Below are 21793 nucleotides of genomic sequence, written 5' to 3'. Positions count from 1 at the left end.
GGCTCGACTTTCGATGCCGGCTCGTGCTCTTCCCTTCGTAAGCCTCTCTACTGGCCTTGAATATAGACCACATGCGTCTCCGTGAACTCGTAGAGCCCATGCTTGCCGTCCGCGCCACCTATGCCGGAACGCCGGCGCCCGGCGTGGAAGCCTTGCATGGCTTCGAAGCTCTCCCGATTGACGTAGGTCTCGCCAAATTTGAGCTCACGACTGGCTTTGAGGGCCGCATTGATATTGTTCGTGAAGATCGCCGAGGTCAGTCCGTATTCCGAGTTGTTGGCGAGTGTTATCGCCTCGTCCAGGCTACCGATTGCCTGAATCGGCAGGACCGGGCCGAAGATCTCGTCGCGCATTATCCCCATATCTGCTCGGCCACCCGTGATGATGGTCGGTTCGTAGTGATACCCGCTCGGCCGATCCGCTATTTTACCACCGCAGACGATGGTTGCCCCGTCTTTCCTGGCCTGCTCGACCGCAGCGCTGACCTTGTCCAGGCCGGTTTGGTTGACCAAAGGCCCCATATGAAGATCGTCCTCGGCCGAAGGATCTCCATACCGGGTCGCTTCGAAGAGGGTTTTGAGCTTCTCCACCAGCGCGTCGTGCACGGCATGCTCGACGTAAACACGCTCCGTGCAGTTGCAGACCTGGCCGGTATTGATGACGCGGGAGTCGTAGATGGCCTTGGCGGCGAGATCCAGATCAGCGTCGGCGAGGACAATCGCGGGCGCTTTGCCGCCCAGTTCCAGGTTGACGCGGGTCAGGTTCTTGCCGGCAAGCTGCATGATGTGCGAGCCCGTTTTAACGCTGCCGGTAAATGTGATGAGATCGACGCCCGGATGGCTGACCAGGGCCTCCCCGCAGGTCGCGCCCCGTCCACCGACGACGTTGAATACGCCAGCGGGAAGATCGGTCTCGGCCACAATTTCGGCGAAAGCGAACGCGTTGAGCGGCGTTTCCTCACTTGGCTTGATGACGATGGTATTGCCCGTCACCAAGGCTGGCGCCATCTTGCGGGCGATTAAGAAGAATGGGAAGTTCCACGGCAGGATACCGGCGACAACGCCTATGGGCTTGCGTAACAGCAATATGGTCTCGTTCGGCCGGTCACTTGTCAGAACCTCGCCCTCAAGCCGGCGCGCCCATTCGGCCATGTAATCGATATAGTCGGCCGTAAAATCCACCTCGATTTGCGCGAGGCTCCGTATCTTGCCTTGCTCGCGGAGAATGAGGTCGGCGAGCTCGAGTCTGCGTTCACGCAGCTTCGCCGCGATGGTGCGCAAATATCCCGCACGCCGGACTGCGGGGGTCTTTTCCCAACCGTCTTGGGCCTTGCGAGCAGCCTTGACCGCTGCATCGACATCGGTGGCGCTGCTGTCTGGTATCCGCCCGATCAAAGCGCCGGTCGCAGGATTCTTGACATCGATCAAACTGGAGCCGGTTCGCACGAACTTGCCGCCCACAAAATTGCGATAATCGTGATCGACGTTGGTGTAGTGCTGGAAATGGTGATCAGATGCAGCCTTCGCACTCATGGTTTCGTCTCCCGTATCGGCCGGATCGAGCAAGTCCGTCTTATGCCTTGGGACGACCATGCTCTGTTCGATACCGGCCGTCACTCGCCTACGGTGATTTGCATCGGCCTAAGTGGCTCAAGGATGAGCCACTTAGGCCGATGTTCCTGGCCTGAAATAGTTAGTCCTATCCATTGACGGGACTACTTGCCGGGTCAATGCTCTCGGCGAAGATTGTGTTGCTTGACCTTGCGCTTCATTGTCGCTCGACTGATGTCGAGGACTTTTGCCGAGGCTGAAATATTGCCGCCAGATCGCGCAAGCGCCCGCCTGACTGTTCCGCGCTCGGCATTGGCAATCGTATCGTCATGATCGATTGCCCCCCTCTGGAGGTCTGATGCAGGGATGCCGCTGCGCAAGGCGCCATCGGTGACGCCTAGCATCAAACGAGCCGCTCGCGTCGCTCCCAGCACGATGTCGTCTTCATCGACTGCGAGCAAGCCCATGCAGGCGCGTGTGCCATCGGGTATGGAAATGAGCCGGGCGCTGCCGAAGGCACTGCGGAAGTTGGCCGCTTCGATCTGCCAGGCGGCTTCCCGGACGGCAAAGGTCAATAAACCGATCAAGCCGTCGGAAGGTGCATTTCCGTAATAGGCAATGTCGAGAGCCGCGGCCAACTCACCTTGGTGATCGAAGATAGGTGCGACGGCGCAACTCATCTCGACGTCACGTGCGTGGAAGTGGTCCTCTCGATGGATAGTCAGTTCACGTTTCTCGACAAGGCATGTGCCGACACCGTTGGTTCCCTCGTTCCGCTCACTCCAATCGACCCCAGGCCAAAGGCCAAGGCGGCGTAGATCCTCGATATCCGCGTCGCGACCGCGCCAGTGGACGGGAACACCGTCGTGACCCGCCAAAAGAATGCAGCAGCCCATGCCAAGGACCACGGCCTGCAACCGATCCAGGGTCGGGCGTGCCACTGAGATCAATGGCTCGAGACGCTGGTGGGACTCCCTCAACTCGGCACCGGAAAGCAGCCGACGGGGGACCTTGCCAGCGGGGTCGAGACCATAATTGAGTGTGCAGCGTCGCCAAGACGCGACAATTGCCGATCGAGCAGCCTCATCCGAGGCGACTGCGGTTCTTACGCGTTGGACATGCTTGCTTATCACTTGTGTCATGCGTTTTCCGCAGCGGTGTGGCCCGGGAGGCTCCGCGGCACCGCGAGAACCGTCGCGGACGCTTAGACCTTTTGAGCCTGGCGATCACACTTAGGCGCCTTCTGGCTGTCAAGCCGATAAACGACGAGCGTTCGCTAAATGTTCGCCGCGCGCATAGATCTTTATATCGGCGGCCCTTATTCATCCGGATAAACGCGCCCGTCGCTGAATCGCCGTCGACGCTGGGCCGTCGCCCCAGCCGCGACCTGATTCCAGTCGTACAGCATGGGCACCATATCGCCAGTCGCCCATCGCGCATTTTGATTGAGATACCAGGAACTGTCGGGATCGCCAGAGGCCCCGTGGAACACGATCCAGCGGCAATTGTCCCAAGCGCCGACATCGAACACGTAGCGGCACAGTGAACCAGATACGGCGCGGGTACCGACGCTCGCCAAACAACCCGTCGCGAAGACGGTGTCGTTGTCGCCACCGACCTCCGCCGAGAAACGATCGAGCGCCGCCGCTTGCTTAGGAAACGCCGCCGAAAGAGCATGTTTGAAACGGGGCAGATGTAGGCGCCCCCAGGTTTCGAGCTTGGTGTTGGCCGCGTCCCGCAGCGCCATTCGCAGAACGTCATCCCAGGACGCTCCTGACAGCAGCGACGTGTCATCGGCGCGCAGCAAGCTGGGAACGATCCACCAGAGCTGGTTTTCTGGAATGACCCCGGGCGCCGCCTGGGCATAGGGGGCGTCGCCCGCCGCGCACAGGCCCGAGCGCAAGGCAACCAACCGAGTCAAGGCGAGGCGCACGGCGATATAGGCGCTTGCTCCCTCCGAATCCCGATCCATGCGCCCATCCCACTCCATGATCAGGCGATGCAATGCGATCGCCACGGACTCAATCCCGGCCAAACCGCGCAGGCGGTCCCGCAATTCCTGGCCGGGAATGGTTTCTACATCGCGGTGGATCGCGGCCATGTCATCGACATTCGCTTTAGCGAGCATCGCCAGACGCCGCCAGATGCGTCGCGCCCGATGCGGCGGCATGGCATCGGTCGATAGGTATTCATCGTCATCATCGCGCGTCACGCGATTGTTCGCGGTCACGATGACGCCACCCGGCGGATTGATGGCGGACGGCATGCTTTCCCACGGCACCATGCCGTCCCATTCATGGGCACCGGTCCAGCCCGGCACAGGCAACCAGCCGTTCGATCGTGGACGGCGCGGTACCTTGGCGCGCACGCGATAGCCCACATTACCGGCAACATCACCAGCCACGAGATTGTGGTCCATCATACCCCAGTCCCGCGTTGCCTCGTACAGCGCGGCGACGTTTTCGGCCCGCATCATCGGGATCATGCAGTTGAACGAAAGGTCGGTCTCCGCGAATTGCATCGAGCGCAACGCGAGCGCTGAGCCGCTTGCCGGGTCACCCGCGATGACCGGTCCGTGCCTGGTCTCCACCACTTCGACCGCGACATCCGCACCGCCCCGTACCCCGATCGTCTCGCGCCGGCGTCGCACCGGTTCCCATGTATCGCGAAAAAGCACGGTGGCGCCGCCATCGCCGAAGCATTCGACATAGAGGTCGTGGATATCCACAAAAGCATGCGTGACCGACCATGCGACCGACTCGCTATGGCCGAAATGTGGAAAGCCCGGAACGCCAGGCACGGTAAGCCCGATGACATCAAACTCGTCGCAGGCGAGATGCACCTGCGCATACATGTTCGGCATTTCCAGCACGCGATGCGGATCGCCAGCCAGCAAAGGCCGACCGGTCTCGGTGCGATCCGGCGCGAGAATCCAGTTGTTGCTGCCGCCATCGCTGACATCCGGAGCGGCGGTTCCGAGCAGGGCTTCGATGCCGGGCTTCAACTCTCGCAGTTCGGCCGTAAACGCACCCGTCTCCACTCCGGGCGGCAAGCACAGCAATTCGTTGCCGCCATCATCGAAACGCAGCTTGGCCACGTTCGCCACGCCGACGATCGGCAGCGCGACCGCTCGCCACAACTTCCACCACACCGACCCCATCAGAAAGCCGATCTGCCGCATCACTGCGATCGAATGCCATGGCTGCCAAGCGTCAGGCTCGGCGTTCAGGATGCCGTATTCAACGGGGCGATGACCGATCCCGATGAAGGCGTTGACGCCTGCGGCATAAGCCTCAAGCATCGCGCGCGTTTCGCTGTTAAGAGCAGCATAGTCACGCTGCGACGCGCCCGCGGTGTCGAGCCGGCGCGCCACAACGTCACCCCCCACGGCAGCCTGCCCGAGCCATTCCGCGTATCGGCCGGTTCCACGGCGCAGCAGCGCCTCCATTTGCCAGAGGCGATCCTCCGCATGCGCATAGCCGAGAGCGGTGAACGCATCCTGCCTGCCACGCGCCTTGATATGGGGAATACCCCACTCGTCACGCAACATCTCCACAATCGCGCCGGGCTTTGACATAATCAGACGCCAGACTCTTCCGTTCGCAGGAAGTTGTCGAGAACATTGCGTGTAATTTGTTGCGTATAGAAGCAGCCACGTTTTAGACCCATGACCCATTCGCAGGTAGCGGCCGTCACCACCTCCCCCCGCCCGCGCTTCATGGCGATGAGCATGCCCGCGCCATATTTCGATTTAGCCAGCACCTCAGGCGTCTGGGCGCCATGGACCATATCCGCCTTGCTGTATTGGTCGTGGCTGCCGATGTAATGCCTGTAGCCAAAGCCGTTATACTCTCCCTCGGCAAGGACGGCTGGAGACATCGCCAAGATCTCGACCTCCGCTGGCGTGCCATCCGCCCCTGTCGGATATGGCAGTCCGTCACGGAAAGTGTAATCCACGCCATCGACCTCATAGGCGAAAATCCGGGCTTCGGCACCGAACACGTCCCCATAGGTCAGGTCGGTATCCGCAAAGACCCAGTGCTCCGGCCGATAGAGTGTAAACCCCCGCGACCCGCGCGGAACAAAACCGCCCCAGGAGGCATAAACGCCGCCCAGCCCATTGACCCCAACGGTGGACGATCCTGGCCAGGCGACGCGATGATCCTCCCAGGCAGTGCTGAGGAGATGCGCGTCGGGCGTGTCGCGAACGGGATCTTCGGCAGGCGCGCGATGCTTGTAGCAGACCTGCTTGCGGCCCCGCTCCTCAAGCCGAATTTGCCAGGTGAAATTCGCCCCGAACCGTGCCAGCTTGCCGCCCTTTTCGACGTAGTTCTCTATCGCAACTCGCATATCCCGTGACCAATATTCGTCGTGACCGACGATTACCACGCAGTCATAGCCATCGAGAATTTCGGGATGGTAATGCATGTCGGTCTGCGTAATCGTGTCGAAGCCATATCCTTCGGCTTCTGCCCAAATGGCGAAGTGCCGGTCATACTGTGCCCAGCCGGAGGCCGCGTAGAAAAAGCCGAAGCCATTTGCGTAAGCCCATTCCTTCACTTCGTAACGCGGCGGCGCTTTGGGTTCCTGGCTGCTGGTGCAGAGCCGGGGAGCGCCATCCGGCAGCCAGACGATGCCGCGCGTCCAGGGGCGCTCAAGGCTTAGTTCGGGCGAAGCAAGATTGGCATCCGGACCGCTGACGCCGAGGTAGCTATTGGCGCCGCCCCAGTCGTTATAGGCCATCCATGTGGAGGTCGGCAGGACATGCAGCAGCCGTCCTTTCGTCGTCCGCTCCATCGGGCGCACGACGAAGAAGTGATGCTGGACGAAAACGCCTTCGTCCCGCCGGGCACAGGTCGATTCCACACGGTAGAAGCCGGAAGGCGCATCTTCCGGGATGCGCCAGCGATGCGCCGCCGGCCAGCCGCAGCCGTGGCTGTACGCGTCCTTTGGCGCGGCTGTGAAATGACCGGGCAAGTTCGCGGCGAGATGCACACGGACAGGATGCAACCCGTCCCGCACGATCGCGAGGGTCCAGACGGATGCCGTGGTGCTGCTGTGAAAGACGACTTCCTCGCCCGGCAGGTACGAGATGGCGTTTGTATAGGTGTGAACTTCCGGCCAGGCCGGATCCTCACGCGGACCATCATACCAGCGAACCTCGTTCCAGCTGTGATCCGCGTGCCTCGGGCCAAGATAGCTGGGGCCGACATTCATGCGGTTGAATGACAGGCGGGCCGCGTCGTTTTTGTAGAGCATGACAGTAATCCTAGAGCGATCGCGAGAGGTGCCTAGATATCGATCGAAACGAGTCGGCCAGGAAGACCCAGCGTCACCCATAATCTTCGGTCGTGGACGCAGCAATTCGTCGGGTCGCTGCCAATCCCGGTGTCGATGACACTCACTACCCGCGCGGCAGGATCAAGTACGGCGACGCGATCGCCGGTGCTGCCGGTGACATAGAAGCGATCATCGTGAAACACCATGCCGTCGGGCGCGAAGCGGTCGTCAAAGCTGTACCACTCCTCCGCCGGGCCAACCGCATCTCCGCGCCAGGGGAACCGCAGGATGCGACTTTCGGTCGAAAGCCCGACGAGGAGGGAGCCGTCGGGGTGAAAGACAAGACCGTTGGGAAATCCCGTCAGCTTCGCCAAACGCGACACCGTGCCGTCCGGCTTCGCGAGCAACAGCTGCCCGCCATGATAGCGCTCTGCACCCTGCGCCTCGTGCAGCACATCCCAATTCTGCGGATCGGTGAAGACAACGATTCCATTCGCGGCAAAAACGAGGTCGTTGGGGCGGTTGGGCCGCTCGCCCGGCAGATCGGTGGCGAAGTCGGACCAGCGTCCGTCTAGGGTTACCTTCTGCAGGCGGCCGTTAATCTGCGGATCCGCAAAGCCCAGCAAGCCTTTTGCAATCGGCCCAATACCGCCGTTGTTGCAGACCGTCAAAACGTCGTCAGGCCCAAGGCGCATTCCATTAGGTGCGCCTGGAACCGAACAGAGTTCCCGGCAAACGCCGTCACGATATGCCAGTATCTTGGAATGAACGAGATCCACGAAAGCGATCGACCCATCCGGCAGCGCGACCGGGCCTTCGGGAAAGCCTAGACCCTCGACATGGACTTGCAGCGTCGTCATATCCGGTCCCCCGATGCGAGAACCCCATGCTGTCCCGGCGAGATCGTCGGCGGGGGATCGCCATCGTGCCCGAGTCTCGCCGCGGCGATCGCCCTGCCTTGCGTCTGAGTCTCCTCGGGTGCGTAGTGGCAAGCCACCTGCGTGCCATCGGGGCCAACCGCCCGCAATACAGGGACGGTCGTTCGGCAGTCGGGCTGTACAATGGGGCAGCGAGGATGGAAGCGGCAGCCAGCGGGCACATGCGCGGGGCTAGGGGGATCGCCTGGCAGCAGAACGCGCTTCCACTGCTGGTTACGGCGTGCACGCGGCGTAGGTGCCGCGGATAGGAGCGCCTGGGTATAGGGATGCAGCGGACCGGCCATCAATGCCGGTCCCGGGCCGGTTTCCACCACCACGCCCAAATACATGATCGCAAGCCGGTCCGCGATATGCCCAAGTACGTCGAGGTCATGAGAGATGATGAGAAAAGCGACATTCCGATCGCGCTGGATCGAAAGCAGAACATTGATGATTTGCGCCTGGATCGAGGGATCCAGCGCAGAGGTCGGCTCGTCGCCGATCATCAGCTCCGGCTCTACCGCAAGAGCCCGCGCGATTGCGATACGCTGAAGTTGACCGCCGGAGAATTCGTCCGGGCGTTTGTCCAAGTCCGTCGCCGAGAGACCAACCGAGGTCAGCAGCTCCTCTATCTTCGCGTCGATGCCGCCGGATGGGCTGAGACTGTGAACGTTGAAGGGCTCGCGCATGATCCGGCGCACGGTTTCACGCGCGTTGAAGGAGGCGAGCGGATCTTGAAAGACAGCTTGCATCCGGCGGCGCACCGGCAGCAAGCCCAGCGACGAGAGATGCGTTACATCCTGGCCGTCAAACCGAACCACACCGTCGGTCGCGTCCATGAGACGCAGCGCGAGACGGGCGAGGGTCGATTTCCCGCAGCCGCTCTCCCCGGCGACGCCCAGCGTTTCACCGCGACCGACACGCAGGGTCACGCCATCGACGGCCCGAACCGTCGCGCCGGCTCTGCGACCACCAAACACCTTGGTGACGTCTTCAAGCTCGAGCAGCGGCGTCACGCAACCAGCTCCGAGTGCCGAAACCCAACCAGCGGGTGATGACAAGCGGCCAGGCTGCCTGCAATTGGACGCAGCGACGGCATCGTTGCCCGACAATCATCTTGGGCATAGGCGCAGCGCGGGTTGAAGCGACAGCCGAGAGGTCGCGCATCCAGGGTCGGCGCCGAGCCAGGAATGACTTGCAACACGCTCTTAAATGGCGCGTCCGACATCGCGCCGCTCAGCATCAACGCCTTTGTATAGGGATGCGCCGGCTGGTTCATGATGGTCTCCACCGGACCAACCTCGGCAACCTTGCCGGCATACATGACCAGCACGCGGTCCGCGAGTTGCGTGACCACGCCCATGTCATGGGTGATCAGGATGATGGTGAGCGAACGCTCGCGCCTGAGTTCCGCGAATAATTCGAGGATCTGCGCTTTGATCGTCACATCCAGCGCCGTCGTCGGTTCGTCCGCTATCAACAGGCTCGGTCCGCAAGCGAGCGCCATGGCGATCATTGCGCGCTGCCGCATTCCACCACTGATCTCGTGCGGAAATGCCTGCGCGACGCGGGCCGGATCGGGGATATGCACGCGTTCCAACAGTTCGATGGCGCGGGTCGCGGCCGCGCGGCCGCTTCCCTTGCCGTGAACGATGATCGATTCCGCGATTTGATCACCCACGCGGATGACCGGGTTCATCGCGCTCAAGGGATTTTGGTAGACGATACCGATCTGGTCGCCACGCAAGTGGCGCAATTCCCGCTCCGGCAGCTCGAGCATCTCGCGTCCCTTGAAGCGAATGGAGCCGGTGCGGGTGGAACCACTGGGATTGAGTCCAAGGATTGCCCCTCCGGTCAGCGATTTTCCGGACCCGGACTCGCCGATCACCAGGAAGAACTCGCCCTCCTCCACGTCGAAAGACACGCCATCGACCGCGCGCCGTCGGCCGAAACTTACGGAAAGATCGCGGATTTGCAGCATCACGGCGCGACACCGCTTTCCCGATGAGACGCAAGTGAGTCACCAATAATCGAGCAGGCGGCGGTCGTTGCCATGATCATCACGCCGGGGAAGACCAGATACCACCAAGCGGAACCGAAATAATCCTGTGAATCACGGATAAGCAATCCCCATTCGGGTGTCGGGGATTGCGCCCCGAGCCCGAGGAAGGACAAGGCCGTGACGGCGACGAGCGCGTAGCCGATATCGGTTGTCACGCGCACATTCACTTCCTGCATCACGAAAGGCAGGATATGCCGCCAGATCAGTGACGTGGGCGATACGCCGATAGCCCGTGCCGCTTCGACATGCGGTCTTTCTCGAATACGCTGCACCTCACCCCGCACCAGCCGCGCGATGCCCGGCCACCAGATGAGGGACAGTGCCACGGCCACGCTGGTCAATCCCCGCCCGAGAGCGGCGGCAACCGCCAGGGCGAGCACCAGCGCGGGAAAACCAAAGAATATGTCGACGATGCGCATTAGGATTTCGTCGAGCCAGCGCGGTCCCACGCCTGAGAGCGCGCCATAGACAACGCCGAAGACGGCAGCACTCAGAACGATGGCGGCCGAGATGCCAAGCGAATACCGCGTACCATATACCACGCGGGAGAAGACATCACGCCCGCCCTCATCCGTGCCGAAGAGATGGGCGAAGCTGGGCGGTTGCAGGCGATGGAGGATGTCGAGTGCGACAGGGTTGCGCGGCGCAATGAGGCTCGGCGCAACAGCGAAGCAGACCAGCATCAGGACGAAAAGCCACGACAAGACAACCATCACACGCTCCGCCGAGACGCCGTGCGGGCGCCCGGGAGTGCTCGACTCACTCGGGGGTGCGGCCGCGCTCACGCGCGAAGGCTCCGCATGCGGGGATCTATGATGGGATAGAGGATGTCCAGGAGCACGTTGATGATGGAAAAGACGGCGGTCGACACCAATGCGAGCGCCACGACGGGTGCGTAGTCGAAGACTTGGAAGGACTGATAGGCGTAAAGTCCGATGCCCGGCCAGTCGAAAATCACTTCAACCAGGATCACCCAGCTTATCATATAGCCGAACTGGATGCTGGTGGACGCCAGAATCGGCGTCATCGCATTGCGTAACACGTGCCGGTACAGGATGCGCCGAGGTCCAACGCCCTTGCCCCTCGCCGTCCGCACATATTGCTTACCGGATTCCGAGATCAGCGCGGCCCGCGACATCCTGGTCCCCACGGCCAACAGGTTCAGGACGATTGCTGCCGACGGCAGGATAAGGCAGCTGAGCGCGCTAAGAAAGGCGCCCGGTTGGCCAGCAAGCAAAGTGTCCACCAAGAGGAAGCCGGTGACCGTTGGTGGGGCGATGGCCCGGAGAGGAAATCGGCCTCCCAGGGGAAGCAGTCCCAGCTTGTAGAAAAATAGAAATTGTAGGGCCATGCCTAACCAGAAGACCGGCATGCCGCTGCCCAGCATGGTAAAAAGGCGGATCCCGGAATCGAGCCTGCCGCCTGGCCGCTTCGCCGCGATGATTGCTAGAAACAAGCTGGTCGCAACGTAGATCGCGAAGCTGAAAAACAGGAGTTCGAGCGTCGCTGGCAGAAAGCTCGCCAGATCCTCGGAGACCGGTCGCCCGGTCCGCAAGGAGATGCCAAAATCTCCGTGCAACAGACCTCTCAGGTAGCTCAGATATTGTATCAGCAATGGCTGGTCGAGCCCGTATTCGGCGCGAATGCGCGCGACTGTATCGGCAGTCGCATTCTGGCCCGCCAGGAAGGCTGCCGGATCCGCCGGCACGACGTGGCTCAACACGAAGGTCAGTGTCGCCACGACAAACAGAACAAGGATCGCCCAGCCAACCCGCCTGAGCAGGAAAACCGTCATGCTTCGACCTGCCCTATTTCTTGTACAGCTCCCACAGTCTTACGTTGATGTATTCCGCCGGATCGATACGGTATCCACCGACGCCGTCCGGAACAGGCACAATCGTCGTCGGCCGTGCGGCCCAGATAATGGTATGCGAATTCACCACCATCTCGGATGCCTGCTTGAGCATCTCATAGCGCTTCTGAGGATCCGTGACCGTCGGGATTTCCTGGACGAGCGCATCGAGCTGCGGGTTTGAGTAATTGGCGGAATTGTAGAAGCCGCCCGTCAGATAGTGTGCCGCAAAAAACCGGGTCGGATCCGTCGGGCTTAGATTTGCATTGCCCAGCACGAAACAATTGCTTTTGTTGGACTTGATGGCTTCGATGGCCTGGACAAAGGGCAGCTGTTCGATCTGGACATTGATGCCGATCTGCGCCGCCGACGCCTGAAGAACTGTAGCGGCGAAGGCGAATTCGGAAAAACCCGATGGGATGGAGCATTTCATCGTCGGGTTGGAAAGACCCGATGCCTTGAGATCGGCCTTGGCGGCATTGAGATCCGTCTTGATGACCGCAAGGTCCTTTTCGGGACTGCCGGGGACCCAGGCAGGTACCGGCCCGCGAGGCGTGACAGAGGCGCCCAGAAAATACTGGTTCATCGCGTCGTAGGAAAAGGACTCCACCAGCGCCTTGCGGAACGATTCGTTGCTGGTCGGCGCGAGCTTCGTGTTGAGATAGATCGCCGGCCAGGCCCAGAGGTTGTTGCCTTCAACAAGGTAGAAGCCCTTGCTCTTGCCGATGCGCACCGCTTCGTCACGCGGGACGAAATTCGCGAGATCGTATTCACCGCCTTCAAGGCCGCGTGACCGGTCCGACGCCTGCGTGACGAACCTGTCGATCACATGGTCGAAGGGCTTTGCAGGAAACTGACCCCACCAGGACTTGTTGCGCTCCAAGTCGATTTGGGCGCCCCGGGTCCAACTGAGCATCTTATAGGGACCGGTGCCATCGGCATGAGCGGAGAAATAGCTATCGCCGTGATCGGAATCGGCTGCGTGAGCGGCGATGTCCTTTGCCGACATGATTTCGATGCGCGACAGATTGGCTGCCAGATAGACATCGGGCTTCGCAGTTTCGATCTTTACCGTATGTGGATCGAGTACCGTCACGGTCTTGATGTCGCCCACCAGATAGCTCTGGCCCTGACCAATACGCAGGTCGCGCTCGATCGTGGCTTTGACGTCATTCGCGTCGAATGCCTGGCCATTGTGGAATGCAACGCCATCACGCAGCTTGAAGGTCCAGCTCGTGCCGTCCTCCGTCCAGCTCGTCGCAAGCGCGGGAAGGATATGGTCCGGGTGATCGAGATCAAAATTCGTCAGATGGTCGAAGACATTGCGCGCGATGGTCATCTCTTGATTGACGTCGCTCTTCGCTGGATCGACCGTACTCGGCTCGACCGCTTCCGCCCACACAAACAGTTTTTGGTCGGCGGCGCGGGCGCCGGTCACACCGCTGGCGAGCATCACGCCGGCGGCGAGTGCCATGAGGCAGGGCTTGGACGGCAACACGTGTCCTCCTTTACGCTGCGGTGCAGCTTCTTAAAGCAAGCGACCTGCCATCAACTGGGACGATGATAGGCTTGTGCAAGCGCGCGGATCAGGCGCGATAGTCCCCAGTGGCGGCGTCACGTACGAGAGCGACACCATACACCTCCAAAGCCTTCTCCGGGCTGAGCCAGCCGCGGCTCACCACATCGGCGACGCGCGACCTCGCACGCCTCCGCGGATCACCATAGCCGCCACCGCCGGAGGCGACGAATAACATCTTCTCGCCGTCCTGACATTTGGCTTCATGAAAGGACGGCAAATCCACGATCGTACCATCGGCGAGTTGCTTGCGGCTGATGACAGGCCGCGCGTCCGTGCCGCCCAGAACCCCGCGCGCGGGGAATTCCGTGGCGTCGGCCGCGTAGATCACCGTCATTTCATGTTCCAACGGATAGAACGCGCCGCCGACGCCAGGAGCCCCTTCGAACTCGCCAAAACCCTGGCTATCCGCCTCCACACCGCGGCGTTCGATGACGATGGGATACATCGACTCATCGACCTCGACCGAATCAAGCGAGATCATGCCGCCATTCGCCGGACCGCAATAGGTCAGCCAGCCGTCGAAGCCGCTACGGGCGCCCGCGCCGGCATAGCCGATGAAGACCTGATTGACGTAGACCTTGCCGTTCTTGAAAGGATCCGCGCCCGAGATCACGCCGATACCGATCGGCAGATGCGGTCCGCCTTCCGCCTGGCCGTGCGGTTCACCCATGCGGGAGAAGACGCAGTTCCCGGCCGTGATCAGCCGGTCGTTGACATTGGTGGTGGCGACCGATGTGCCGACCGGGTAGCGCGGCTTGCCGACCACGCTGCCCGCGCGCATCAGAATGCGGATCCGGCTGACGCTGCCATGATTATGCGGCAGGTCGGCGGGCAGATTGTTGAAGACGCCCATGCGGCAGCCGCTGGTGCAGGTATTCTCCGACAGATTGAGGCCACCCGGCACGTTGTCGGGATTGTCCCGCACATCGACCGTGACCATCCCCTCCTCCGGATCAACGGTAAGTGTGACGCTAACGGGGATCCCCTCATCCGCGACGCCCGGGACCGGGTCATGCCGCGTCTCATAGGTGTAGGTTCCCGCAGGCAGTTTGCGGATTTCGGCGACCATGCGGCGGGTGCCGTATTCGAACCATTCCTCCACGAAATCCAGCACCGCCTGCTTACCGTAGCGATGAAGCAGCTCGTGCAGCCGACGCTCCCCCGTGCGGCACGACCCCATCTGCGCGCGCAGATCGCCGAGCCACATGTCTGGCGCGCGGATCTTATACATGCCGATGCGCAGGATATCCTCCCGCTCGATCCCGTTCTCGACGACGCGGACGCAGGGGAAGTGAACGCCTTCCTCGTAGATGGTCTTGGCGTAGGGCAGGTAGGTGGAGGGGATCGGCGCGCCGACATCCGCGTGATGCGACAGCGCCACCGTCCAGAACAGCGGCTGGCCCTCGAAGAAGATCGGCGCGGCGATGATCATATCCGCATGGTGCGTGGCGCCGGTGAAAGGGCAGTTGTTGAGGAACATGTCGCCCGGGCGGATCTCGTCGAACATCGTCAGGATCGGCTTGATCGCCATTTCCATCGACATGACATGGATCGGCAAAGCGTCTTCGGTGGAGACCAGCTTGCAGTCATAGGTCAGCAGCGCGCAGCTGAAGTCGCGCCCGTTCTTGATGACGGCGGAGCGGCTGGCTTTGAGCACCACCAGCGTCATCTCCCGCACGATCGCCTCCATGCGGCTTTTCAGAACCGACATCAGGAAGGGATCGATGCGGCGCTGGCCGGCGAGGACTGTGTCTTCATTCATGTCAGGCCACCTCAACCAGAAGATTTCCGAACCGGTCCATCCGCGCCGTGTGCTGGCGTTTCAGCACGGCGGTGAAGGTTTCCGTCTCGATCAGGCAGGGGCCGTGGACGGCCGCGTCCCGCCCCAGTTTCGCGCCGTCATAGACCGGAACCGTTTGCAGGCCACCGGCCTCCTGGATGAAGAGCGGCCGTTCGGATTTGGGTTTCGCCATGCTGTCCTGGCGAGCGATCTCGAACCGCTTCCAGGCGTCTCCGCTGCGGCGGGCGCCATTGGCGCGCACCTTCCACGTGGTGAATTCCACCACGTCGCGGTCCGAACGAATGGCGTAGATGCGTTCATGCATGCGGTGAAACGCCTCCACCAGCTCGGGCAATTGCGCGGGCGTCACGATGCCGTCGGCGGCATCGAAACCGACCTCGATTTCCCAGGACTGGTATTCGTAGCGGCCTTGGAAGGAATAGACGTAGCTGCGGAGCGAAGGTTCCACGCGGGCCGCTTCCAGGAAAGCCTCGCCCTCCTGCCGCAACCGGGCGAGCAGGGCGTTCACGGCGGCGAAATCGAAATCGCGGTCGTTGGTTTGGCAGACGCCGTTGCGCTCCCAGCGGATATCGGAGATGAGGCCGCCGAAGGCGCTCAGCCCCGCCATGAAGCGCGGGACCATGTAGCGCCGCAGGCCCAGGATATCCGCCATCTCGGCGACATGGCAGGCGGTGCCGCCGCCGCCGCAGACGAAATAGCTGTCGCGCGGGTTGATTCCCTCGCGCACCGTGATCTCCTCGATCGCCGCGACCATATTGTGATTGCTGGTGGTGTGGATTGCGTAGGCGGCATCGAGCAGCCCGATGCCCAGGCGCTCCGCCACCCGGCCCACGGCCTGCTCGGCCAGCGCGCGGTTCAGCGTGATGCGTCCGGCGAGAAAGTAATCCGGGTCGATGATGCCCAGCACCACATTGGCATCCGTCACCGTCGGCTCCGTGCCGCCGGCGCCGTAGCAGGCGGGGCCCGGCCGCGCGCCGGCGCTGCGCGGGCCGACATGCAGCAGCCCGCCATCATCGACGAAAGCGATGGAGCCGCCGCCCGCGCCGACCGAGCGCACATCCACCTTGGGGATGCCGAGTAGATCCTTGTTGATCATCGATTCCGGCGTCACGATGATCTGGTGGTCGCGCAGCGCCGAAACGTCGAACGTGGTGCCGCCCATGTCACCCACGATGATGTCGGACTCGTCACTCAGCGCCAGCGCCGCCATCGGTGCCAGAGTGGGACCCGACATCACGCTGTAAATCGGTTTGCCGAGCATTTCGGCGACCGGCATCATACCGCCGAGGCAATTCGCCAGCAGCAACTCGCCGGTGAAGCCGGCGCCATCCAGCGCTTCCTGCAACGCCGCGATATAGCGCCGGATGGTCGGGCTGATGGAGGCGTCGATCGCGGCGGCGATGATGCGGCGATATTCGCGCGGGATCGGATTGACCTCATGGCTGAGCGTCACCGGCAGTTCGGGCCATTCGCGTTTCAGGATTTCGCCAACCCGCAGCTCATGCGACGGGTTGACCACCGACCACAGCAGACCGACCGCCAGCGCCTCGACATTCAGCGCGCGCAGATGCGCGATGGCGGCATGCACGTCGGCTTCGGCCAGCGGCACCAGTTCGCGGCCGCGCGCGTCGATGCGACCACCAACGGTGCGGGTCAGCGCGCGCGGCACGAAGGGGTCGGGATAATCCAGCCGCCACTCGAAGCCCCGTTTGCGGGGGCCTTCGCGCAAAACCAGGATGTCCTGGTGCCCCTCGTTGAGGAGGACGCCGGTACGGGCGACCTTACCCTCCACCAGCGCGTTGGTGGAAACGGTCGATCCATGCACCAAAGTCTCGATGGCGGCGATGAAGTCGCGCGGTTCCAGTCCCAGGCCGGCGGCGGCGACATGCAGCACGTCGATGAAGCCGAGATGGAAGGCGCCGGGCGTCGTCGGCGCCTTGAAGATGCGGATCTCGCCGCTCTCATCCGCCACCAGGCAGTCGGTGAAGGTGCCGCCGATATCGATGCAAATCTGGAAAGCCATCTTGTACCTTCGGGAAATCAGGAGCGCCTTGCGGCGGTCCAGCGGTCCAGCACCAGGCTCGCGAGAATGATCGCGCCGACGCAGACCTGTTGGATGTAGCTATCGACGCGGACCAGGTCCATGCCGTTGGAAAGCACCGTGACGAATAGCGCGCCGGCGACGGCCGAAAGCGCGCTTCCCTCTCCGCCCTGCAACCGCGTGCCGCCGATGACGGCGGCGGCGATGGTCTGCAAGGCGAGGCTGCCGCCGAGATTGGGCTCGCCCGATTGCGTGCGCGCCGTCAGCAGCAGCGCGCCGAAAGCGCCGAGGCCGGAACACAACACGTAGACGGCCCAGAGATGCAGCCGCGTGCGGACCCCCGCGACGCGCGCCGCGGCGGGGCTCGATCCGATCAGATACAGGCTGCGGCCAAAAACCGTGCGTCCCAGGATGAGATGGACGACCAGCACGACCAGCACCGCCGCCGCGACGGGCACCGGCACACCGGCAAAAGTGCCGCCGAACAGCGACAGGAAGCCGGCGGGCAGGCCCTGCACAGGAAAGCCACCGCTGACGATGGAACTCAGCGCGAGGAGGATGTTGAACATCCCCAACGTGACGACGAAGGGATTGACGCCGACCAGCGACACCAGCGCGCCATTGATCGCGCCCACCGCGGCACCAGTGCCCAGCCCCGCCGCGATGCCGAACAGGACCGCCTCGGGTCCCGCATGCCCGCCCGCCGTCATGGCCAAGGCCGCCACGACGCTGACCAGGGAGACCGTCATGCCGATGGACAGGTCGAAGCCGCGTGTCAGCAACACGAGGATCTGTGCGGCCGCGAGGATCGTCAGATAGCTCGCCTGCACCGCGATGTTCAGCAGATTGCCGGGCGAAACCACGCGCGGCTGGGCAATCGCGAAGCCGACCAGCATGATGACGATGGGTGCGATCACCCGCAGGATCGGCGAGCGCAGCGCGGCGCGCAGCGTTTCGCGGCCCGGCCGCTCCGCCGTGGCGCTCATGACTGACGCCGCCGGGCGAAGGCGCGTTCCAAGGCGATGGCGATGATCACCACCGAGCCCTGCACCAAAGTCTGTAGCTTGCTGTCGATCCGCAGCAGATTCATGCTGTTGGAGACGACGGTGAGGAAGATCGCGGCCAGCACCACCCGCTCCGCCCTGCCGGACCCGCCGCGCAGCGGCACGCCGCCGATGACGGCGGCCGAGATGGACTCGATGACCAGCGACGCGCCGATGCTCGCCTGGCCGGAACCGATGCGCGCCGTCACCAGCAGGCCCATACAGGCCGCCAGCAGCCCGGCGGCGCCGTAGACCAGCATCAGGATGGGAACCGGCCGCACGCCCGATAGGGCGGCGATGCGGGCTTTGCTGCCCACGGCGTAGATGTGGCGGCCCAGCGGCGTCGTGCGCTGCACCAGGCAGATCAGCGCGAGAAAGACCAATGCGACCATGACGCTGGCTGGAACATGCAGGAACGAACCCCGCCCGAAGATCTCGCCGAAGCGTTCCGGCAGGCCGTAGATCGGAATGCCCTGGGTGTAATACAGCGTGCCGCCGGCGACGACCGAGGTCATCGCCAAGGTCGTCATGAAGGGTGACAGGTCCAGCACGGACACGCAAAAGCCATTGGCGAGACCCACCGCCGCGCCGGCCGCCAAGGCCGCGAGAACCGGCCACAGGATCATCGTGACCGTCACATCCCCGCCGCCGGCATAGAGCATCGCCATCAGCGAGGCCGCGACGACCGAGGCTAGCGCGCTGACCACGCCCACCGACAGGTCGAAGCCACCCGCGATCATGACCAGCATCTGGCCCAGCGAGACGATGGCGAGATAGGCGGCCTCGCGCAGCATGTTGAGCATGTTGAGACGGCTGTAGAAGCGCGGCTGGACATGGCCGGTGATCATCGCCAGCAGCACGATCAGCACGATCAGCAGCCCGCCATCCTGCAGGATACGCAGCGGCAGAGCCCAGCCGCCGTGCCCCCGCATGGCACGGGTCGGCGCCGTCATGCGACGGCTTCCCCGGCGGTCGTGGCATCTTGGAGGAGGGCGCTGCCGAAGAAGCAGGATAGGATGGCTTCTTCAGTCCGCTCGGCGCCCGCCAGTTCACGCACGATCACGCCTTGATGCATCACGTAAATCCGGTGCGAGAGATGCAGAATCTCCGGCAGGTCGGAGGAGACCAGCAGCACCGCCGCCCCCGCCTCGGTCAAATCGCGCATCAGGGCATAGACCTCGGCCTTGGCACCGACATCGATCCCGACGGTGGGTTCGTCGAACAGGAAAACATCCGTCGGGCGCACCAGACCGCGCGTCAGCATGACCTTCTGGCGGTTTCCGCCGGATAGATTGAGCACCGGCGGCTCAGGCGAAGGGGGCCGCACTGACAGGCGTTCCAGCAAGCGTGCCGCGACGCCCTTTTCGGCGCGGAGGCGCAGCAGCCCGCCGCCACCCAATGTGCTTGTATCGAGCGCGGCCATGGTGACGTTCTCCCGCACCGGGCGGTTGAGGGCGAGACCCTCGGTGCCGCGATCGGCGGGCAGGTAGCAGACGCCTCGGCGAAGCATGGCGCGCGGATGCGGCGCCGCCACGACCTGACCATCGACCGTGATGCTGCCCGCGGCAATCGGCAGCAATCCGAAGACGGCGCGGCCGATCTCGCTTTTGCCGCAGCCGACGAGGCCGGCAAGCCCGACGATCTCCCCGGCATGAACCGACAGCGATACGGTGCGGACCAGACCATCCGGCGTGGCGAGGTTCTCGATCCGCAACCGCTCGGCCGCGGGCGTGTGGCGGATCGCGGGATAGAGTTCGCCCGAGGGACGGCCGGCCATCATCTCGACCAGCGCCGCTTCGGTAACGCCGCTGGCCGCGATTGTCGCGATCCTGCGGCCGTTGCGCAAAACGGTGATGCGGTCCGCCAGCAGCCGGATTTCCCGCATGCGGTGCGAGACATAGATGATGCCGACACCGCGCGCCTTCAGCCGCGCCACAACCGCGAAGAGCCGGTCCGCGTCCGTGTCGGTCAGTGACGCCGTCGGCTCGTCCAGGATCAGGATCGGCGCATCGAACATCAACGCCTTGGCGATCTCCACCATCTGCTGTTCCGGCCGCGACAGGCTGCCGACCAAGGTGGAGACTGGAATGTCGAAGCCGAGCTCCGCGAAAAGCTTCGCCGAACGGCGCCGCATCGCCGTACGATCGACAAAGGGTCCGTGCCGCATTTCACGGCCGAGAAACAGATTTTCCTCGACCGTGAGGTCGGGCAGGAGGCTGAATTCCTGAAACACCGCCGCGATGCCGGCGGCGCGCAGCGTTTGCGGGGAGAGACCGGCGGCGGGCCGGCCCTGAACACTGTAAGTGCCCTCACCGAAAGCAACGTTGCCGGTGATGACATTGATCAGCGTCGATTTGCCGGCCCCGTTCTCGCCGAACAGGACATGCACTTCACCCGGCCGGAGATCGAAATCCACACCATCCAAAGCGCGGAAGGCACCGTAACGCTTCGTCACCCCGCTCAGAACGAGTAGCGGGGTGACCGCGCTTGCCTGCTCCACGCTCACGCCGCGTTGTCTAGGCCCTCAATGCACGTCGAAGACGGGGCGGAAACCTTTGGCCGCGAAGATCTGCGTGAGATCGGTCTTATCGAGATTGGCCTTGGTGACCAGGCCGGGAACGACGTCGTATTCCTGCCCTTTCAGCGTCTTCTCCAAGGCTTGCACACCGAGATCGACGCTGATGCGAGCCATGATCACCGGATATTCCGCCGCGAAGCCGAGAATTTTGCCGCTTTTGACAGCATCGAGCATCGCCTGATTCTCCCAGGAAGACGCGATCGCGACGGTACGGCCATCCTCGGCCACCGCGCCGAGCGCCGCTTCCACCGTGGGCGCGCCGCCCCAGATGGCGTTCATGTCGGGATAAGCCTGCAAGGCGTCGGTTACGAGATTGAGCTGGTCGGGCACGTTGGCGCCGCCGAACTTCGCCGCCATCAGCTTCACCTTGCTGCCCTTCAGCGAATCCTCGAAACCCGACAAATAGCTCTCCGCCCAGCCGGAACCTTGCGGACCTGGGAAGGCCACGACCTCGCCACCGGCGCTGCCGAGGTGCTGCACCAGAAGATCGCCAGAGGCCTTGCCCTTAGCATAGTGGCTGACGGTGATCTTGGCGGTGACGGGCGCTTTCTCGATCGGGTTCGCGACGCCGATCACGATCAGGCCCTTCTTCGCAGCCTCGGCCAGCTTCCCGGAAAAACCCGCTTCGGAGATCGCGCCCAAAAGGATCGCATCGGCGCCCGAGGAAACGCAGTCATCGAACTGAGAAATCTGCTTTGGCAACTGGTCATAGCCGCCGGCGGCGAGCGTGGTCAGCGTGATGCCCAGACGCTTGGCTTCCTCCACCATACCATAATTGATGGCGAGCCAGTAGCTGTCGGCGAGGTTGGGGATCAGCGCGCAGAGCTTCCAATGCTTCGTTGGGGCATTGGGCGGCGTATATTCGATTTTCGTCGTGCTGGGCCCGCCATTATGAACCTCGACCGCAAAGGGCCACCAATTGGGATCCGCATGCGCAGCTCGGGGTGCGATTGCCATCGCTGATATAATTGCGCCGACAAGAGCCAGGCCTGACTTCATCAGTATTCTCCATGACGGTTGACAGGCGCGGCGACGCGGCGACGCTGCTTTGCAGGAGACGGAGGCGCGCAAGGCGTCACTTTTCCTATAA

The 21793-nt window shown here is 62.9% G+C and carries 16 protein-coding genes; all 16 read right to left on the bottom strand.

What is annotated here, in order from left to right:
- Window positions 1–47: 47 nt before the first annotated feature.
- A complete protein-coding gene (gene aldA / locus GSQ83_RS16650) occupies window positions 48–1592 on the bottom strand; it encodes an aldehyde dehydrogenase (protein WP_216850251.1) in 1545 nt (514 codons plus the stop codon).
- Window positions 1593–1726: 134 nt separating this feature from the next.
- Window positions 1727–2692, bottom strand: coding sequence for a GAF domain-containing protein (locus tag GSQ83_RS16645; RefSeq protein ID WP_158803992.1), 966 nt, complete (start codon window positions 2690–2692; stop codon window positions 1727–1729).
- A 176-nt stretch (window positions 2693–2868) separates the two neighbouring features.
- Window positions 2869–5127, bottom strand: a complete 2259-nt coding sequence (locus tag GSQ83_RS16640) for a penicillin acylase family protein (protein WP_158803991.1) — start codon at window positions 5125–5127, stop codon at window positions 2869–2871.
- A 2-nt stretch (window positions 5128–5129) separates the two neighbouring features.
- The gene (locus tag GSQ83_RS16635; protein ID WP_158803990.1) at window positions 5130–6809 is read right to left on the bottom strand and encodes a N,N-dimethylformamidase beta subunit family domain-containing protein; all 1680 of its coding nucleotides are present in this window, start codon (window positions 6807–6809) and stop codon (window positions 5130–5132) included.
- Between the two features lie 32 nt (window positions 6810–6841).
- Window positions 6842–7690, bottom strand: coding sequence for an SMP-30/gluconolactonase/LRE family protein (locus tag GSQ83_RS16630; protein ID WP_158803989.1), 849 nt, complete (start codon window positions 7688–7690; stop codon window positions 6842–6844).
- Entirely contained in the window at window positions 7687–8763 is a 1077-nt protein-coding gene (locus GSQ83_RS16625) for an ABC transporter ATP-binding protein (RefSeq protein ID WP_158803988.1), read from the bottom strand. The genes GSQ83_RS16630 and GSQ83_RS16625 overlap by 4 nt, the downstream gene beginning before the upstream one ends.
- Complete coding sequence (locus tag GSQ83_RS16620) at window positions 8760–9728, bottom strand: ABC transporter ATP-binding protein (protein ID WP_158804205.1); 969 nt, start codon at window positions 9726–9728, stop codon at window positions 8760–8762. Before GSQ83_RS16620 ends, GSQ83_RS16625 begins: the two co-directional genes overlap by 4 nt.
- Window positions 9728–10522 (bottom strand): ABC transporter permease, encoded by a 795-nt coding sequence (locus GSQ83_RS16615; protein ID WP_158803987.1) that lies wholly within the window; start codon window positions 10520–10522, stop codon window positions 9728–9730. The genes GSQ83_RS16620 and GSQ83_RS16615 overlap by 1 nt, the downstream gene beginning before the upstream one ends.
- Window positions 10523–10590: 68 nt before the next feature.
- Window positions 10591–11604 (bottom strand): ABC transporter permease, encoded by a 1014-nt coding sequence (locus tag GSQ83_RS16610; protein ID WP_158803986.1) that lies wholly within the window; start codon window positions 11602–11604, stop codon window positions 10591–10593.
- 13 nt (window positions 11605–11617) lie between these two features.
- Window positions 11618–13159, bottom strand: coding sequence for an ABC transporter substrate-binding protein (locus GSQ83_RS16605; RefSeq protein WP_216850249.1), 1542 nt, complete (start codon window positions 13157–13159; stop codon window positions 11618–11620).
- 88 nt (window positions 13160–13247) lie between these two features.
- The gene (locus GSQ83_RS16600) at window positions 13248–15002 is read right to left on the bottom strand and encodes a hydantoinase B/oxoprolinase family protein (protein WP_158803985.1); all 1755 of its coding nucleotides are present in this window, start codon (window positions 15000–15002) and stop codon (window positions 13248–13250) included.
- A gap of 1 nt (window position 15003) precedes the next feature.
- The gene (locus tag GSQ83_RS16595) at window positions 15004–17064 is read right to left on the bottom strand and encodes a hydantoinase/oxoprolinase family protein (protein WP_158803984.1); all 2061 of its coding nucleotides are present in this window, start codon (window positions 17062–17064) and stop codon (window positions 15004–15006) included.
- 17 nt (window positions 17065–17081) lie between these two features.
- Entirely contained in the window at window positions 17082–18068 is a 987-nt protein-coding gene (locus tag GSQ83_RS16590; RefSeq protein WP_158803983.1) for an ABC transporter permease, read from the bottom strand.
- Window positions 18065–19078, bottom strand: coding sequence for an ABC transporter permease (locus tag GSQ83_RS16585; RefSeq protein ID WP_158803982.1), 1014 nt, complete (start codon window positions 19076–19078; stop codon window positions 18065–18067). The genes GSQ83_RS16590 and GSQ83_RS16585 overlap by 4 nt, the downstream gene beginning before the upstream one ends.
- The gene (locus GSQ83_RS16580; RefSeq protein ID WP_158803981.1) at window positions 19075–20625 is read right to left on the bottom strand and encodes a sugar ABC transporter ATP-binding protein; all 1551 of its coding nucleotides are present in this window, start codon (window positions 20623–20625) and stop codon (window positions 19075–19077) included. The genes GSQ83_RS16585 and GSQ83_RS16580 overlap by 4 nt, the downstream gene beginning before the upstream one ends.
- Before the next feature lie 24 nt (window positions 20626–20649).
- Window positions 20650–21702 (bottom strand): TMAO reductase system periplasmic protein TorT, encoded by a 1053-nt coding sequence (gene torT, locus GSQ83_RS16575; protein WP_216850247.1) that lies wholly within the window; start codon window positions 21700–21702, stop codon window positions 20650–20652.
- Between the last annotated feature and the right edge of the window lie 91 nt (window positions 21703–21793).

The organism is Acidisoma sp. L85 (assembly GCF_009765865.1).
Lineage (GTDB): Bacteria > Pseudomonadota > Alphaproteobacteria > Acetobacterales > Acetobacteraceae > Acidisoma.
This window is presented reverse-complemented; position numbering and strand designations above follow the sequence as displayed.